General features: G+C 62.7%; 16 protein-coding genes (1 of these 16 only partly in view). 11 read left to right on the forward strand and 5 right to left on the reverse strand.

Features of this window, described 5'->3' with window-relative positions; all coding sequences use genetic code 11:
- Positions 1-52 precede the first annotated feature (52 nt).
- The 4 genes from V1286_RS29905 to V1286_RS29920 are packed head-to-tail and all read left to right on the forward strand — an operon-like array spanning position 53 to position 3,554.
- Entirely contained in the window at positions 53-667 is a 615-nt protein-coding gene (locus V1286_RS29905) for a glutathione S-transferase family protein (protein WP_334485727.1), read from the forward strand.
- 22 nt (positions 668-689) lie between these two features.
- Positions 690-1,868 (forward strand): serine hydrolase domain-containing protein, encoded by a 1,179-nt coding sequence (locus V1286_RS29910; protein WP_334485729.1) that lies wholly within the window; start codon positions 690-692, stop codon positions 1,866-1,868.
- Between the two features lie 16 nt (positions 1,869-1,884).
- A complete protein-coding gene (locus V1286_RS29915) occupies positions 1,885-2,754 on the forward strand; it encodes an MBL fold metallo-hydrolase (protein WP_334485731.1) in 870 nt (289 codons plus the stop codon).
- Positions 2,751-3,554: an enoyl-CoA hydratase/isomerase family protein gene (locus tag V1286_RS29920; RefSeq protein WP_334485733.1), complete on the forward strand. Its 804-nt coding sequence runs from the start codon at positions 2,751-2,753 to the stop codon at positions 3,552-3,554. Before V1286_RS29915 ends, V1286_RS29920 begins: the two co-directional genes overlap by 4 nt.
- A gap of 9 nt (positions 3,555-3,563) precedes the next feature.
- Here the strand turns inward: V1286_RS29920 and V1286_RS29925 are convergent, their stop codons facing one another.
- Complete coding sequence (locus tag V1286_RS29925; RefSeq protein WP_334485735.1) at positions 3,564-4,106, reverse strand: methylated-DNA--[protein]-cysteine S-methyltransferase; 543 nt, start codon at positions 4,104-4,106, stop codon at positions 3,564-3,566.
- 186 nt (positions 4,107-4,292) lie between these two features.
- On the opposite strand from V1286_RS29925, the gene V1286_RS29930 reads away from it, so the two are divergent.
- Together V1286_RS29930 and V1286_RS29935 are read left to right on the forward strand one after the other, a co-directional pair.
- Complete coding sequence (locus V1286_RS29930; RefSeq protein ID WP_334485737.1) at positions 4,293-5,117, forward strand: alpha/beta fold hydrolase; 825 nt, start codon at positions 4,293-4,295, stop codon at positions 5,115-5,117.
- A 5-nt stretch (positions 5,118-5,122) separates the two neighbouring features.
- On the forward strand, positions 5,123-5,947 hold the full coding sequence (locus tag V1286_RS29935; protein ID WP_334485739.1) for an alpha/beta fold hydrolase: 825 nt from the start codon (positions 5,123-5,125) through the stop codon (positions 5,945-5,947).
- Between the two features lie 14 nt (positions 5,948-5,961).
- Here V1286_RS29935 and V1286_RS29940 read toward each other — a convergent pair whose 3' ends face one another.
- Both V1286_RS29940 and V1286_RS29945 read right to left on the reverse strand, forming a co-directional pair.
- Entirely contained in the window at positions 5,962-7,722 is a 1,761-nt protein-coding gene (locus V1286_RS29940) for an adenylate/guanylate cyclase domain-containing protein (RefSeq protein WP_334485741.1), read from the reverse strand.
- A 127-nt stretch (positions 7,723-7,849) separates the two neighbouring features.
- Positions 7,850-8,305 carry a carboxymuconolactone decarboxylase family protein gene (locus V1286_RS29945; RefSeq protein ID WP_334489996.1) on the reverse strand — a complete coding sequence of 152 codons (456 nt, stop codon included), beginning with the start codon at positions 8,303-8,305 and terminating at the stop codon, positions 7,850-7,852.
- A gap of 117 nt (positions 8,306-8,422) precedes the next feature.
- Here V1286_RS29945 and V1286_RS29950 point away from each other — a divergent pair, with 117 nt between their 5' ends.
- The gene (locus tag V1286_RS29950; RefSeq protein WP_334485743.1) at positions 8,423-9,280 is read left to right on the forward strand and encodes a sigma-70 family RNA polymerase sigma factor; all 858 of its coding nucleotides are present in this window, start codon (positions 8,423-8,425) and stop codon (positions 9,278-9,280) included.
- 6 nt (positions 9,281-9,286) lie between these two features.
- Here the strand turns inward: V1286_RS29950 and V1286_RS29955 are convergent, their stop codons facing one another.
- Entirely contained in the window at positions 9,287-10,096 is an 810-nt protein-coding gene (locus tag V1286_RS29955) for a class I SAM-dependent methyltransferase (protein WP_334485745.1), read from the reverse strand.
- 137 nt (positions 10,097-10,233) lie between these two features.
- Between V1286_RS29955 and V1286_RS29960 the strand changes: the two genes are divergently transcribed.
- The 4 genes from V1286_RS29960 to V1286_RS29975 all read left to right on the forward strand — a co-directional run bounded on the left by V1286_RS29960 (position 10,234) and on the right by V1286_RS29975 (position 14,912).
- Complete coding sequence (locus tag V1286_RS29960; protein WP_334485747.1) at positions 10,234-10,908, forward strand: GntR family transcriptional regulator; 675 nt, start codon at positions 10,234-10,236, stop codon at positions 10,906-10,908.
- Between the two features lie 159 nt (positions 10,909-11,067).
- A complete protein-coding gene (locus tag V1286_RS29965) occupies positions 11,068-11,868 on the forward strand; it encodes a phytanoyl-CoA dioxygenase family protein (RefSeq protein WP_334485749.1) in 801 nt (266 codons plus the stop codon).
- Positions 11,869-12,084: 216 nt separating this feature from the next.
- Positions 12,085-13,395: an NAD(P)H-dependent oxidoreductase gene (locus V1286_RS29970; RefSeq protein WP_334485751.1), complete on the forward strand. Its 1,311-nt coding sequence runs from the start codon at positions 12,085-12,087 to the stop codon at positions 13,393-13,395.
- Positions 13,396-13,823: 428 nt separating this feature from the next.
- Positions 13,824-14,912: a TRAP transporter substrate-binding protein gene (locus V1286_RS29975; protein ID WP_334485753.1), complete on the forward strand. Its 1,089-nt coding sequence runs from the start codon at positions 13,824-13,826 to the stop codon at positions 14,910-14,912.
- A 187-nt stretch (positions 14,913-15,099) separates the two neighbouring features.
- On the opposite strand, the gene V1286_RS29980 is transcribed toward V1286_RS29975, so the two are convergent.
- Positions 15,100-15,250, reverse strand: partial view of a hypothetical protein gene (locus V1286_RS29980; RefSeq protein ID WP_334485755.1) — the 3' end only. The gene runs 458 nt beyond the window's last position; the window shows 151 of its 609 coding nt (coding positions 459-609); its start codon lies off the right edge, out of view — the gene reads right to left on this strand; the stop codon is at positions 15,100-15,102.

Consider the following 15,250-nt stretch of genomic DNA (forward strand, 5'->3'; position numbering starts at 1 on the left):
TCGCAGGCAATGACGCCTGAAATCCCGTTTGAGTATCGTTTAGGGAATCCGCATGAAACTCACCTTCTCCCCCGCCTCGCCGTTCGCCCGAAAAGTGCGCATCGCCGCGATCGAGACCGGCCTGATCGACAGAATAGAATTCACTCCCGCGACCGTCGCGCCGGGGCAGCCGAACGAGGAATATTCGAAGATCACGCCGCTGAAGAAGCTGCCGGTGCTGATCCTCGACAATGGCGACGTCATTCTCGATTCCTATGTTATCGTCGAATATCTCGATGAGCTCGCCGGCGGCGGCAAGCTGATCCCGACCTCCGGTCCCGACCGATGGAAGGTGAAGAGCGATCATTCCCTGCTGCAGGGCATGCTCGATTCCATGCTGCTGTGCCGCTACGAGGGCATGGTTCGGCCGGAGCCGCTGCGCTGGCAGGCATGGTCTGATGATCATTGGAAGCGGGCGTGGGCCAGCATGGCGCGGTTCGAGAACAAGCCTGAGGTGCTGTCGCGGCCGCTCGATATCGTGCAGATCGGGCTTGTATGCGTACTCGGCTATGCCGATTTCCGCTTCGCCGATTGCGGCTGGCGCAAGGCCTATCCGAAGCTGGACGCTTTCCATCAGAAAATGCTGGAGCGGCCGTCGGTAAAAATCTCGGCCCCGCCACCGGCGTAACAACAAAAACGGAGATGGCAGCATGCGCGAGGTTGGCAAAAAATTGCGGCGCCTCGGCTTCGCTGCCGTTTTCATGCTCGCGGCGTCGGCTACGCAGGCGCGGAGCCAAGGAAGTCCGGCTTGCGGTCTGCCCGCCGCGCTTGGCGACGGCTGGACCATCGATTCCCCTGATAGCGCCGGCCTCGATAGTGTACGGCTGTGCGCCATCTCGGCGCGGCTCAAGGAAATCGAAGCCAACGTTCACGCCGTGGTCATCGTTCGTCACGGCAAGCTCGTCTTCGAACAATACTTTGCAGGATATGACGAGCCCTGGGGCCAGGGCGGCGGGCAGCACGATTTCGATGCCACCACCAAGCACGACATGCGCTCAGCCTCGAAGAGCGTGATCTCGCTGCTGGTCGGGATTGCGATCGATCGCAAGCTGATCAAGAGCGCCGACGAGCCTGTCGTTAAATTCTTTCCGGATTACTCCGCACAGAAGTCGCCGGGTTGGGACAACATCACCCTCCGCCATCTCCTGACCATGTCGTCGGGCATTCAATGGGACGAGAACCGCGGCTGGAAAGACCCAAAAAACGACGAACCACATCTGGGCAACGAGGCTGATCCGATACGCTATGTTCTGTCGAAGCCTGTCGCTGCACCGCCTGACACGGTGTGGACCTACAATGGCGGCGGCACGGACCTGCTCGGCAACATCATCGAGCGCGTGTCGGGCAAATCGCTGGAGGCGTTCGCGCGCGACACGCTGTTCGCACCGCTCGGCATCTCCGACTGGGAGTGGATGAAGTACGCGAACGAAAAGATTGCCCCGGCCGTCGGCCTTCGTCTTCGCCCGCGCGACGCCGCAAAGATCGGCCAGCTCGTGCTAAACAAGGGCGACTGGAACAGCAAGCAGATCGTCTCGGCCAAATGGATCGCGCAATCGGTCACGCCGCGTTTTCAGGCGATCGGCTATTTCAGCGGTCTTTTCTTTTATGGCCAGCAATGGTGGATGGGCCGCTCGATTGCGCAGGAGAAGGAAGTGAAGTGGATTGCGGCGATGGGCTCGGGCGGCCAGCGCATTTTCATCGTGCCCGACCGCGACCTTGTGGTGATGACGACATCGGGCCTCTATTTTCGGCCATACCAGGGCGACGCGGCGCTCGACATGATGGCAAACTACATCCTTCCGTCCGTTCGCGACAACAACACGCGCTAATCAAGCGGGAAATAGCATGAGCCTGAAATTCACTGTCGGCGACCTCACCATCCACCGCATCATCGAGCAGGAAACCACCTTCCTGCCGGCGCTGGAAATGCTGCCGGGCCTGACGCCGGAGGTGCTGGCGGAGAACCGGGCGTGGATGCAAAAGGCCGGCGCGCTCGACGACAAGGACGTGCTGATCCTGTGCTTCCAGTCCTATGTCGTGAAGACCCCGCATCACACCATCCTGATCGATAGCTGCATCGGCAACGACAAGCCGCGGCCGCAGCGGCCGAAATGGAACATGAAGACCGACGATACTTATCTCCGCGGTCTGGCCGCGGCGGGCTTTACCGTCGCCGATATCGACTATGTCATGTGCACGCATCTGCATGTCGACCATGTCGGCTGGAACACGCGGCTCGACAATGGCCGCTGGGTGCCGACCTTCCCCAAAGCGCGTTACGTGTTCGACAAGACCGAGTTCGACTACTGGACGGAGACCCACGCGAAAACGCCCGTGCCGGCGTTTGGCGACAGCGTGCTCCCGGTCGTCGAGGCGAAACAGGCCGAGATCGTCCGCAGCGACTACGCGATCGGCGACCACACCCGCATCCTGCCGACGCCGGGCCACACGCCCGGGCATGCCGCCTTCACCTTCGGCCGCGGCAAGGACGACGCCGTGTTCTCCGGCGATTTGATGCATTCGCCGTTGCAGACGCGTTATCCGGAATTGTCCGTGAAGTTCGACGTCGATCAGGCCCAAGCCGCAACGACGCGCCGCAATTTCATGGAGCGCTACTGCGACACCGATACGCTGTGCTGCACCGCGCATTTCCCCTCCCCGTCGGTCGGAAAGATCCGGCGCAAGGGCAGCGGATTCTCCTGCGAGGCGACATGAGCTCGACTCCCTCCGCTTTCGACACGCTTTCGATCGAGCCGATCGATGAACATGTAGCTATCGTCAGGCTCAACCGGCCGGACGCATCCAACGCACTCAACACCCAGATGGGGCGCGACCTCGTGCGCTATTTCGAGGATACGGCGCTCGATCCGAAGAGCCTGCGCTGCATCGTTCTCACTGGCACTGGCGACAAGGCGTTCTGCGCCGGCGGCGACCTGAAGGAGCGGCGCCGCATGACCGACGAGACATGGACGCGCCAGCACGTCATCTTCGAGCGGATGGTGCGGGCGCTGATCGACTGCCCGGTCCCGATCATCGGCGCTGTCAATGGCGCGGCCTATGGCGGCGGCTGCGAGATCGCAGGCTGCTGCGACTTCCTCTACGCAGCGGAGAATGCTCGCTTCGCGCTTACCGAAGTCACGCTCGGCATCATGCCCGGCGGCGGCGGGACGCAGACGCTTCCGCGAGCCGTCGGCGAGCGCCGCGCCAAGGAATTGATCCTGACCGGCAAGCCGTTTACCGCGGCCGAAGCCCACGCCTGGGGGCTTGTGAACGAAGTCTTTCCGCTACCCGAACTATTGCCGGCGGCCTTGGCGACCGCCTCGCGCATCGCCCGCAACGCGCCGATCTCCGTCCGCCAGGCAAAACTGTCGATCCATCGCGGCCTGCAATTGTCGCTGCGGGACGGCCTCGCGCTCGAGATCGAAGCCTACAACCGCATGGTCCCGACCGAGGATCGCCGCGAGGGCGTGCTGGCCTTCAACGAGAAGCGGCTGCCCAACTTCAAGGGACGGTAGGGCGACCGCTCAATCGAACAGGCTGGGCGTGTGGTTCACGACCGCGCCTTCGATCGTCAGCATCTTCAGCTTCGTCACCACACCGCCATTGGCGGAGAAGCCGCCGGGCTTGTTGCCCGCCGCCAGCACGCGATGGCACGGCACCACGATCGGACAGGGGTTGCGACCCAGCGCCTGGCCGACGTCGCGCGACAGCTCGACGCCGCCGAGTTTCTTGGCGATGTCGCCATAGGTCATGGTCTTGCCCGGCGGTATCGTGCGCGCGATGTCATAGACGCCGCGGTTGAATTCGGGAACGCCGTCGAGATCGAGCACGACATCGGCGAGGTCGTGCGGCTTGCCCTCGAGCAGCTCCACAATCCCCTCGATCGCGGCCTGCACCTTCGCGGGCGGCGGCGCCTCGATCAGGTCGCCATGGCGCTGCTGCAGGCGGGTGCGGGTCTTCTTCTCGTCGCCCATCGGCAATTGCACCGAGGTGATGCCGCGCTCGCCCCACACGATGCCGCAGCGGCCGATCGCAGTGTCGAATATCGTAAAATGGTGCCCGGTCATGGCTGGCTCCACATTCTCCTGTTCAATGCCACCCAGCTTCCTCTTGGGCCCAAATCTAGGCTTGGAGATTATTGCTATCCACCCGAAACCTGAGGGAACTTGACGGCATGAACAACTTCCGCTGATCTGGGGTTCTCGCCAGCGCCCTTCAATGGCCCTTGGTCCCACCTCACCTCACGAGATCCCATGCAAACCATAAACGTCAACGGCTATGACATGGCCTATCTCGATATCGGCCAGGGCGCTGGCGATGGCCCGCCGCTGGTCTGCGTTCATGGTTCGCTGTGCGATTTCCGGATCTGGTCGTCGGTGCTCGGACCGCTGACGCGCAGGCACCGGGTGATCGCGCCGTCGTTACGGCATTTTTTCCCCGACCGTTGGGACGGCGTCGGCGAAACCTACTCGACCGCGCAACACGTCGACGACGTCATCGCCTTTATCGAGAAGCTGGATACCAGACCGGTCGACCTGATGGGCCATTCCCGCGGCGGGAACATCTGTTTTCGCGTCGCTCAACGGCGGCCTGATCTGTTGCGCAAGCTGATCCTGGCCGAACCCGGCGGCGAACTCGACGCCACGCTCGATCCCGCCTACCAGCCCGGCCCCTCGCCACTGGCCGCTCAGATTGCGACTTCCGCCGAGGCAATCGTCAAAGGCGACATCGACGGCGGCCTGCAGATCTTCCTGGATGCGCTGGAAGGGCCCGGCGCCTGGAGGCGCTTGCCGGCGACGCCGAAACAGCTTTTGCGCGACAACGCCACGACACTGGTCGGGCAAACCCGCGACCAGCGTCCGCTGCTCTCCAGGGCGGATGCTGAAGCGATCAGGACACCGACGCTGTTCATCGGCGGCGCCAACACCAAGGGCGCGTTCCCGCGGGTGCTGCATGCGCTGGCGGCCAACGTGAAGGGATCGCGCACCGAGATAATCCCGAACGCCACGCATCCGATGTTCGAACAGGCGCCACAGAAATATTGCGAGATCGTTTTGACATATCTCGCGGAGGATTGATCGCGATGCAGACCTTGAGCGTCAATGGCTATGACATCGCCTATCTCGATGTTGGCCGAGGCACGGCCAACATCCCGCCACTGGTTCTCGTGCACGGCACACTAGGCGACTTCCGCACCTGGAATGCCGTGCTTGGGCCATTGTCGAGGAAGCACCGCGTGATTGCGCTGAGCCTGCGGCGGTTCTTTCCGGAGCACTGGAACGGGGTAGGCAACGACTATCTGATGGCGCAGCACACCGCCGACGTCATCGGCTTCATCGAAAAGCTGAATGCCGGGCCGGTCAATCTGATCGGCCATTCCCGCGGCGGCCATATTGGATTCCGGGTGGCGCAGGCGCGGCCGGATCTGTTGCGCAGGGCCATTCTTGCCGAGCCGGGGGGCGATCTCGAACCGGCGCTGCAACCGACAAGCCTGCCTCCCGGCCCCGTGCCGCTGGGTCCGCGCGTTCCAATAGCTGCCGAGATGGTGCGAAACGGCGACATCGACGGTGCGCTCGCGCTCTTTGTCGATGGGATCGACGGTGAAGGCGCGTGGGCGCGGTGGCCTGCGGCGCCACGACAGCAATTGCGCGACAACATCTATACGCTGCTTGGCCAAGTCGGCGAAAACCGCAAGCCGTTTCTGAAGAGCGAGGCCAAATCGATCAATACACCAACGCTGTTGATCGGCGGCGGCGACACCAAGGGCGCTCTGGCGGTGATCTGGCGCGTGCTGGCCGAGCATATTCCGGGCGCAAGGACCGCTATCATCCCGGGCACCCGCCACTGGATGTTCGAACAGGCGCCGCAGGAATTTTGCGACGTGGTGCTGGAGTTTCTCGCAGCGTAAACGCGTCGCCCTGTTTACTTCTGATCCAGCCGCCACGCGCCATCCCAATCGGCGGCCGGCGGATTAGCCTGAAAGTTCTCGACACGATGCGCCATCGCTTTGGACGGTCCGTCGCCGGGGACGGCCTCAAGCGCGGCCTGGAACGCCCGGCGTGCGTCATCCCAGCGGCGCGACCGATAGGCAGCCAGCCCCTCGGCGTACCGCGCCTGCAGCGCTAGCTGCTTCTCGGTCAACTCGCCCTTGCGCCCGATGATCTCGAACACCGCTTCGGGACGAGTCTGGCCGACGACCACCAGCCGATCGATCTCGCGCGATTCCACCGCATCGCCGGCCGCCGTGATCGTAGCCTCGGAAACCAGCGAGTGGCTGCCGTAGATCTTGTTGACGCTCTCCAGGCGCGACGCCAGATTCACCGCATCGCCCATCACCGTGTAGCTCATCATGAATTCCGAGCCGATGCTGCCGACCAGCACCTCACCGGTCGCAATGCCGATGCGCACCTCGCAGTCGCTTGGCACGGTGCGCACACCAAGCAGCTCGGGCAGCTCCGTGCGCAGCGTCGTACCGCGATCCGCCATTTCGACGGCAGCAAGACAGGCAAGACGTGCTTGCTCGCCATGCTCGGTAAACGGAGGCCCCCAATAGGCCATGATCGCGTCGCCGATATATTTGTCGATGATGCCGCGATGGCTGCGGATCGGTCCCGACATCGTCGACAGATAATGGTTCATCACCTTGACGAGGCCTTGCGGCGTCGTGCCTTCGCTGAGGCTGGTAAAGCCCTTCATGTCGCAGAACAGCACCGTCATCACCCGCCGCTCGCCATTGCTCGCAGCCAGCGATTGCGGGTCAATCAGCCCCTCCACGACGCGCGGGTCGACGTAGCGGCCGAAGGTTTCGCGCAGGTGTTCCTTGTGGCGCAATTGCTCGACCATGTTGTTGAAGGCCGTCGTGAGCTGGCCGATCTCGTCGCGCGTCGTGACGTCGATCGATCCGTCGAGCCGGCCGGCTTCGACCGCACGGGTACCTTCCAGCAAACGCCGCACCGGTCGCGTAATGCCGATGCTGATGAAAAGTGAAAACATCAGTCCAAGGATGCCCGCAAGCAAGGTCAGGACAACAGAGATCACAATCGCAGTCTTCTGGTCGCGCATCGTCATCACGGCATCGCTGCGGACCTGCGCAAGCATGTCCGTGCGGATATCTTCGATCCTTTGATTGAGTTCGTCGCGCAGCGTATCGGTCCTGGCCAGGCCGGCCCTGGCCTCTGCGAAATTCCCGGCATCGAGCAGGGACAACAGCCGCATGTACTCCTCACCGAGATAGCGACGGAGATCGATGGTCACGCGCTCGATTCGATCGTCGATCCGGCCGAGCCGGGCGTTATCGGATTCGGTGGAGACATCGTCGATGATCGCGTTGATCAGGGCGCGCGCCGCCTGCGCCTCCTGTTCGATTTCCTGTCCCTTCGTTTCATAGATTTTTCGCTGATCTGCAGAGAATGCCATGTCGGGCGGCGACTGCATCCTGCCGATCACGATCCGGCGCAGCGCCAGCGCCTGCTCGAGCGAGCGGACATTCATCCGCGCCAGATGTCCGTACGCTTCGACATATTTGGAGCTGAACTCGTCGAGCTGATGGGCAATCTTGCGCGTCATCACCGTCGACAACGCCGACGTGATCGCCATCAGAAAGATCAAACCGATGGCGATGCCGAGTATCCGCTTTCGGATGGTCGGCCGCAGCATCGATGTCTGGTCTAAAAGGACGGCCATGATCGGGAAACGGGATGAAGCAAGAGAAGCGAAAGCCCGGCCGATCCGGCCGGGCTTGTTGTTTAGCGCGCGCCGGTGAAATAAGCACGATCCGGCGCGCTAAAATTGAGCGGAATTTGGTCGCAGGCTACCCCTTCCAGACGCCTGCCGGCTGGCGCACGGCCACGTTGAGCCTGTTCCAGACATTGATATTGGCAATCGCCAGAATCAGCGCCGCGAGCTCGGCCTCGTCGAAATGCTTGTCGGCCTCGCTCCAGACCACATCCGGCACCGGATCGGCGCGGTCGCTGAGCCGGGTCAGGGCTTCCGTCAACGCCAGGGCCGCACGCTCGCCTTCGGTGAAATAGGGGGTGTCGCGCCATGCTGCGACCGAGAACAGGCGCTCATCGGTCTCCCCGGCCCGCTTGGCGATCTTGGGGTGCATGTCGACGCAGGCGCTGCAGCCATTGATCTGGCTGGCGCGCAGATGCACTAGCTCGAGCAGTTTTTCCGGCAAGTTCTTCTTGGTCAATTCACCCAGCGCCTGCAGCGCCTTCATGGCGTCGGGGACGACCATGACCGGGTGGTTCATGCGTGCGTGCATCATTTCTACTCTCCATGAGTTGTTCCGTTCTGACGCCGCTTACCGCCGATTTGCTGTCACATCGGCGCGCTTTCGTTCGTCATAGCCAAGACGGAACGCGACATGGGAATGTGACCGATGGACGAGAAAAAGTTTTTGGCTGACCAATTCGAGGCCAACCGGGCCCGCCTGAGGGCGGTGGCCTACCGCATGCTGGGTTCGACCAGTGAGGTCGACGATGCCGTGCAGGAGACCTGGCTGCGGCTGAACCGTTCCGACACCCAGGCGGTCGAAAACCTCGGCGGCTGGCTGACCACCGTTGTCGCCCGTATCTGCCTCGACATGCTGCGCTCGCGCAAATCGCGGCGCGAGGAGCCGATGGGGCCGCATGTTCCGGAACCAGTCGCTGACGATGCGCATGGGCGCGATGCGGAAATGGCCGATTCCGTCGGCGCCGCGCTGCTGGTGGTGCTGGAAACCCTGGCGCCGGCCGAGCGGCTGGCCTTCGTGCTGCACGACATGTTTGCCGTGCCGTTCGAGGAGATTGCCCCGATCGTCGGCCGCACACCCACTGCGGCGAGGCAATTGGCGAGCCGCGCCCGCCGCCGGGTGCAGGGCACGCCGCCGCCGGACGCCGACTTCGGCCGGCAGAAAAGCATCGTCGACGCCTTCCTAAAGGCCTCGCGTGAAGGTGACTTCGAAGGACTGCTCGCAGTGCTGGATCCCGACGTGGTGGTGCGCGCCGACCAAGCGGCGCAGCGGCTCGGTTCGCTCGCCGAGATCCGCGGCGCTACCGCGGTTGCAGAGTTCTTCAAGGGCCGCGCGCAGGCCGCCAAACCGGCGCTCGTCGACGGCGCTCCGGCGCTCGCCGTTATCTTCGGCGGGCAATTGCGCATCGTGGTGCGGCTAACCATCCGCGGCGAGCGGATATCAGCGATCGATGCTGTGGCGGACGCCGAACAGATCGGCGAGCTCAACGTCACCCTGCTCCCGTGAGCAGGGTCATTTCTTCGTCGCGGAAAACACGATCGCCTGAATCGGCATCCGGCCGGGATCGCCGAATTCGCGGCGAAATTCCTGCGTCAGCGCGTCGACGATGCGTTCCGGATCGACGCCTCCGCGCGCCCGCACCTGATCGATCAGCGGGTTACCATGGACCGCCGCTCGCGCGAAGTTCGCGGTGTCAGGAAGCTCGCGCTCCTGTCTGATCACGGCGATGCCGATGTCGTCGAAGCCGGCCGCGATCAGATACTCCTTGATCGGATCGATCTGATGGCAGGAGAACGGCACGCTGTAGAACTGCGGCGGATCGGCAGGGAAGAAGCGCCCCGCCACCTCATGCGCGATGCGGCCGAACGAGTTGTACCGATGGGAGTCCCAGACACTGAGCACATAGCGGCCGCCCCGGGCGAGCAGGCGATAGGCTTCAGCAAAGGATCTTGCCTTGTCGGGAAAGAACATCACGCCGAACTGACAGGCGATGGCGTCGAAGCTTTGATCGGCGAAGGGAAGCGCGGTCGCATCTGCAGGCTGGAATTCGACCTGCTCGTCGGGCCGAAATTTGGCGCGTGCAATATCGAGCATCGGCGGATTGAGATCGGTCGCGATCAGTCGCGTGTCATCAGGCAGTGCGTCACGCAATTTCCGGGTGACGATCCCTGTGCCGGCGGCGGTTTCGAGCACCCGCGCCGGGCGGCTGGCGGCTGCGCGCCTTGAGATATCGGCTGCATATTCGGTGAAGATGATCGGGCCGAGGCCCTCATCGTAATACTGCGGGATGTTGCCAATGAAGCCGGCTGCATCGCTGCTCATTGCGGACCTCCGATCGCCCCTTGGCGCAGCATAGTCCCAGGCACCCGCCGCAGCACCCCGATCCTAGAACCTTGACCGGGGTCGGATTGTCCTCTATTATTGAATTCTGAATTCCGTATTCGAAATGAACAGCCGGCATGATCCCATTGGATCCGCTCCCCAACCTGATTGACCAGGTCTATGCCCGGATCCTCGAGGCGATCACCGATCGTTCGCTGCCACCCGGCCATCGCATCCGGCAGAATGAGCTTGCGGAAAAGCTCGGTGTATCGCGCCAGCCGGTGTCCCACGCGCTGCATTTGCTGCACCGGCAGGGGCTCGTCGCCGAAAGCGGCCGGCGCGGCTTTGAAGTCACCCGGCTCGACCCGGAGCGCATCCGCCAGCTCTACGAGGTGCGCGGTGCGATCGATGCGCTGGCGGCACGGCTCGCCGCCGGACGGGCCAAGATCGACACTTCGGGTCGCGCGCAACTCGACGCAGCGCTGCGCGCAGGGCGGACCATCGGCAGAGACACGCCGCTGGCGCGGCTGATCGCGCTCGACGTCGATTTTCACAGCGCAATCTATCGCCTCGCGGGCAATCCCGCGATCGAGGAAATGATCGTGCCGCAATGGCCGCATATGCGCCGCTCGATGGCGACTGTGCTGGCCGAACTCGATTACCGCGAAAGCGCCTGGGCCGAGCACGAGGCGATTGCAGCGCAGATCTTTGCGGGCAATGCGAAGGCCGCGGAAGCCGCAGCGCTGGCGCATGCGCAAACGGCGGGACGGATGACGGAGGAGCGATTGAAAGCGACCGACAAGGCGGCATAGCAAGCGCCGTCGTTCCGGGATGGTCCGAAGGACCAGACCTCAGATGCGCTATTGCGCATCGGGGAACCTCGAGATTCTCCGATGTGCAATTGCGCATCGTAGTTCGCGCTTCGCGCGCCCCGGAATGACAACAAAATAAAAACCAAAGGAGGAAACGCCATGAAACTGACGCCGCAGCAGATCGAATTCTTCAACCGCGAAGGCTGGCTGTTCCTGCCCGAGCTGTTCAGCCCCGAGGAAGTGGCCTATCTCGCGCGCGAGGCCGAAGGCATCTACGACGCCAACCGGCCGGAGGTGTGGCGCGAGAAGAGCGGCGCGCCGCGCACCGCCTTTGCCGCGCACCTCTATAACGAGGCGTTCGGCGCGCTCGGCGCCCATCCCCGCATGATCGAGCCGATCGAGCAGCTCTTCGGCGAGAAGGTCTACATGCATCAGTTCAAGATCAACGCCAAAGCCGCCTTCACGGGCGACGTCTGGCAGTGGCACCAGGATTACGGCACCTGGAAGCGCGACGACGGCATGCTTGAACCGCGCGCGATGAACATCGCGATCTTCCTCGACGAGGTGATGCCGATCAACGGACCCTTGATGCTGGTGCCGAAGAGCCAGCACGCCGGCGACCTCAAGGCCTCGCATGACCTGGAGACCACCTCCTATCCGCTGTGGACGCTCGACGAGGCGACCGTCACCCGGCTGGTGAAGGAAGGCGGCATCGTAGCCCCCACCGGCAAGGCCGGCGGCATGCTGATGTTCCACGGCAACCTGGTGCACGGATCAAGCGGCAACATCACGCCCTATCCGCGCAAGATCGTCTACCTGACGCTGAATGCGGTTTCGAACTACATCCGTACCCCGACGCGGCCGGAATATATCGCGCACCGCGATTTTACGCCGATCCAAACGGTGGAGGATGATGCGTTGCTGCGGCTTGCGCGCGCCCATCGCCAGGCGGCGGAGTAGTTTGAAATCATTTTAGAACACTCGTCATGCCCGGGCACAAGCGCGAAGCGCGTCTTCGCGCTAGATGTCCCGGGCATCCACGTCTTGCGATGCCGCGGCGGAAAAGACGTGGATGGCCGGGACATAGGCGAGCGGAAGCGACGCCGTCCTTCAGACGGCTATGCCCGGCCATGACGGAACAATCATTGCTGCCGCGCTACCTGTTGGGATTCTTCCATGAACCTTCATCGCCTCCTCAACGCCCGCCTTGCCACCGGTAAGCCGGTTCGCGTCGCCCTGATCGGCGCCGGAAAATTCGGCTCGATGTTCCTGTCGCAGGTGCCGCATACGCCGGGACTCGAAGTGTCCGTCATCATCGACCTCGATCGCGATCGCGCCCGCGAAGCGTGCCGTACCGTCGGCTGGGACGAGGCGCGGATCGCACGAACGGCTTTCACCGATGACGGCGCGCGCGCGATTGCCGGCGGCGCAATGGACGTCATGGTAGAAGCGACCGGTAACCCGGCCGTCGGCATCCGGCATGCCCGCGCGGCGATTGCGGCCGGCAAGCATGTCGTCATGGTCAATGTCGAGGCCGACGTGCTGGCCGGACCGCTGTTGGCCGAGGAAGCCCGCAAGGCGGGCGTGGTCTATTCACTGGCCTATGGCGACCAGCCGGCGCTGACGGCGGAGATGGTGGACTGGGCGCGCGCGACGGGTTTTCGCGTCGTCGCCGCCGGCAAGGGCACCAAATATCTGCCGGCCTATCACGACGTGACGCCGGACGGTGTCTGGAGCCATTACGGGCTGACGGCCGGCGAAGCGCAATCGGCCGGCATGAATCCACAGATGTTCAACTCGTTTCTGGACGGCACCAAATCCGCGATCGAAATGGCGGCGATCGCAAACGCTTGCGGGCTGGACGTGCCATCGGATGGCTTGCTGTTTCCGCCCTGCGGCGTCGACGATCTGCCGCATGTGATGCGGCCGCGTGAAGCGGGCGGTGTCCTGGAAAAGGCTGGCCTTGCGGAGGTCGTGTCGTCGCTCGAGCGCGACGGCCGTCCTGTCTTCCGTGACCTGCGCTGGGGTGTCTATGTCGTGCTGGAAGCGCCGAACGATTATGCCGCCGATTGCTTCAGGCAATATGGGCTGAAGACCGATGCCTCGGGTCGATATGCGGCGATGTACAAGCCGTATCATCTGATCGGCCTCGAACTGAATATTTCCATCCTGTCGGCAGCGCTGCGCAACGAGCCCACCGGACAGCCGCATGATTTTCGTGGCGACGTCGCAGCGGTCGCAAAGCGCGATCTGCGCGCGGGCGAAATGCTCGACGGCGAAGGCGGCTACACGGTGTGGGGCAAACTGATGCCGGCACGAAAAAGCCTCTCGGCTGGCGCGCTGCCGATCGGACTTGCCCATCGCGTCAAGCTGAAGAACGACGTCGCCCATGGCGCGGTGGTGCGCTGGAGCGATGTCGAGGTCGACGAAAACAACGACACCATCAAGACGCGCCGAGCGATGGAAGCGGCGTTTTCCGCGCGGTGACGATCGCGCAACGCGTACCGGTGCGGCGGCTGGAAAATCCACCACCTTGCTATGCCTGACGTTGAATGGCGTTGGTCGCCGAATGCGCTCGCGCTGCGGAATTACTGCGATGCGGCATTTCCGATTAGCTTGCCGCGCATCGCTCGCAGTCTTGGCCTTTCGTTGGCTGCAGCAGCTCAAACGCTCAGTATTCAGGCAGTCCTTCGCAACTGCGGCGGAACCAGAACCCTTGATTATCAATCACTAATTCGTCATCCTGCCCGCAGGTCCATAAAGCCGGGAAAATTGATTGCATCACCAAGAGCCTAGGTTTCAGGGCCCACGTCCTTAAACAACAGTCCAGCACCGGCCATCGGTTATCAGAGAAGACGGCATGAGACCGTCGTCCCTTGGTCGGGTATCGGCAAAAAGCAGAGGGGAAGCAAAAAATGAAGCGTCGTGATTTCTTGAAGGTGGGCGGCGTCGGTCTTGCCACGAGTGCGGTGGCCGCGCCTGCGATTGCGCAATCGAACCCGGAGGTAAAGTGGCGGCTTGCGGCAAGCTGGCCGAAGTCCCTCGATACGCTCTACGGCGGTTGCGAATATTTTGCCAAGCGCGTCGCCGACATCACCGATAATAAGTTCCAGATTCAATCATTTGGCGCCGGCGAAATCGTGCCAGCCTTGCAGGTGCTCGACGCCGTCTCGAACGGCACCGTGGAGATGGGCAACACGGCGCTCTATTACTATTGGGGCAAGAATCCTGCCTTCACCTTCGGCACCTCGTTGCCGTTCGGCCTCAATACCCGCGCGCATATCTCCTGGCTGCGGTTCGGTGGCGGCATGGATATGCTCAATGACCTCCTGAAAGAGTATCAATGCGTAGGCGTTCCGACCGGCAGCACCGGCGCCCAGATGGGCGGCTGGTTTCGGAAGGAAATCAAGTCCGTGGACGACTTCAAGGGCCTGAAATTCCGCATCGGCGGTTTCGCGGGCACCATCATCGCCAAGGTCGGCGGCGTGCCGCAGCAGATCGCGGCCGGCGACATTTACCCGGCGCTGGAAAAGGGCACCATCGATGCCGCCGAGTGGGTCGGACCGTACGACGACGAAAAGCTCGGCTTCGTGAAGGTCGCCAAGTATTATTATTATCCCGGCTGGTGGGAAGGCACCGGGCAGGGTCACAACATCATGAACCTCGACAAGTTCAATGCCCTGCCGAAGCACTATCAGGCCGCGATCGAGACCGCTTCCTACGATACGTTCACCTGGGTCACCGGCAAATACGACTACGTCAATGCAGCAGCGTTGAAGCGGCTGATCGCTGCGGGTACGATCCTGAAGCCGTATCCGCAGGATGTCTTGGAGGCCTGCTACAACGCCGCCACCGAAATCTACAACGATCTGTCCAAGAGCAATCCGCACTTCAACAAGATGTATACGAGCCTGACGGCGTTCCGCGCCGAGTCGCTGGCGTGGATGCAGGTGGCTGAATTGAGCTACGACAGCTTCATGATGCGGATGCGCACCCGCACCTAGAGCATCATCGGTTCTGATTGAATCAGAACCGAAGCTCTAGATTCCTGCTTTGACACGTTTTCTTCACGCGAACCGGTACCCACTTCGCTCGAAAACGCTATAAGGCGCACGATCGCTGACAAAAAAGAAGCCCCGGAGATTTCTCCCGGGGCTTCTTCGTTGACGGGTAGCTTGCGGCTATCTGCGGCTATTCCTCGCCCTCGCCGAGCGCCTCGGCGAGCTTGTCGTAATATTTCGCCACGAGATCGATGTTGCCTTTGTTCTCGATCGCCGGCGGCGGCGACTTCAGCGCCTCGTTGAGATCGGCGAGCGCGGCCTTCTTGTCCTTGGCCGGCATC

The organism is Bradyrhizobium algeriense (assembly GCF_036924595.1).
Lineage (GTDB): Bacteria > Pseudomonadota > Alphaproteobacteria > Rhizobiales > Xanthobacteraceae > Bradyrhizobium > Bradyrhizobium algeriense.

Bases quoted from the DNA above. Each gene is read 5' to 3' on its own strand.
- V1286_RS29965 (WP_334485749.1), top strand. From the start codon at position 11,068: ATGAAACTGACGCCGCAGCAGATCGAATTCTTCAACCGCGAAGGCTGG.
- V1286_RS29915 (WP_334485731.1), top strand. From the start codon at position 1,885: ATGAGCCTGAAATTCACTGTCGGCGACCTCACCATCCACCGCATCATC.
- V1286_RS29945 (WP_334489996.1), bottom strand. From the start codon at position 8,305: ATGCACGCACGCATGAACCACCCGGTCATGGTCGTCCCCGACGCCATG.
- V1286_RS29920 (WP_334485733.1), top strand. From the start codon at position 2,751: ATGAGCTCGACTCCCTCCGCTTTCGACACGCTTTCGATCGAGCCGATC.
- V1286_RS29930 (WP_334485737.1), top strand. From the start codon at position 4,293: ATGCAAACCATAAACGTCAACGGCTATGACATGGCCTATCTCGATATC.
- V1286_RS29955 (WP_334485745.1), bottom strand. From the start codon at position 10,096: ATGAGCAGCGATGCAGCCGGCTTCATTGGCAACATCCCGCAGTATTAC.
- V1286_RS29935 (WP_334485739.1), top strand. From the start codon at position 5,123: ATGCAGACCTTGAGCGTCAATGGCTATGACATCGCCTATCTCGATGTT.
- V1286_RS29970 (WP_334485751.1), top strand. From the start codon at position 12,085: ATGAACCTTCATCGCCTCCTCAACGCCCGCCTTGCCACCGGTAAGCCG.
- V1286_RS29960 (WP_334485747.1), top strand. From the start codon at position 10,234: ATGATCCCATTGGATCCGCTCCCCAACCTGATTGACCAGGTCTATGCC.
- V1286_RS29905 (WP_334485727.1), top strand. From the start codon at position 53: ATGAAACTCACCTTCTCCCCCGCCTCGCCGTTCGCCCGAAAAGTGCGC.
- V1286_RS29910 (WP_334485729.1), top strand. From the start codon at position 690: ATGCGCGAGGTTGGCAAAAAATTGCGGCGCCTCGGCTTCGCTGCCGTT.
- V1286_RS29925 (WP_334485735.1), bottom strand. From the start codon at position 4,106: ATGACCGGGCACCATTTTACGATATTCGACACTGCGATCGGCCGCTGC.
- V1286_RS29975 (WP_334485753.1), top strand. From the start codon at position 13,824: ATGAAGCGTCGTGATTTCTTGAAGGTGGGCGGCGTCGGTCTTGCCACG.
- V1286_RS29940 (WP_334485741.1), bottom strand. From the start codon at position 7,722: ATGGCCGTCCTTTTAGACCAGACATCGATGCTGCGGCCGACCATCCGA.
- V1286_RS29950 (WP_334485743.1), top strand. From the start codon at position 8,423: ATGGACGAGAAAAAGTTTTTGGCTGACCAATTCGAGGCCAACCGGGCC.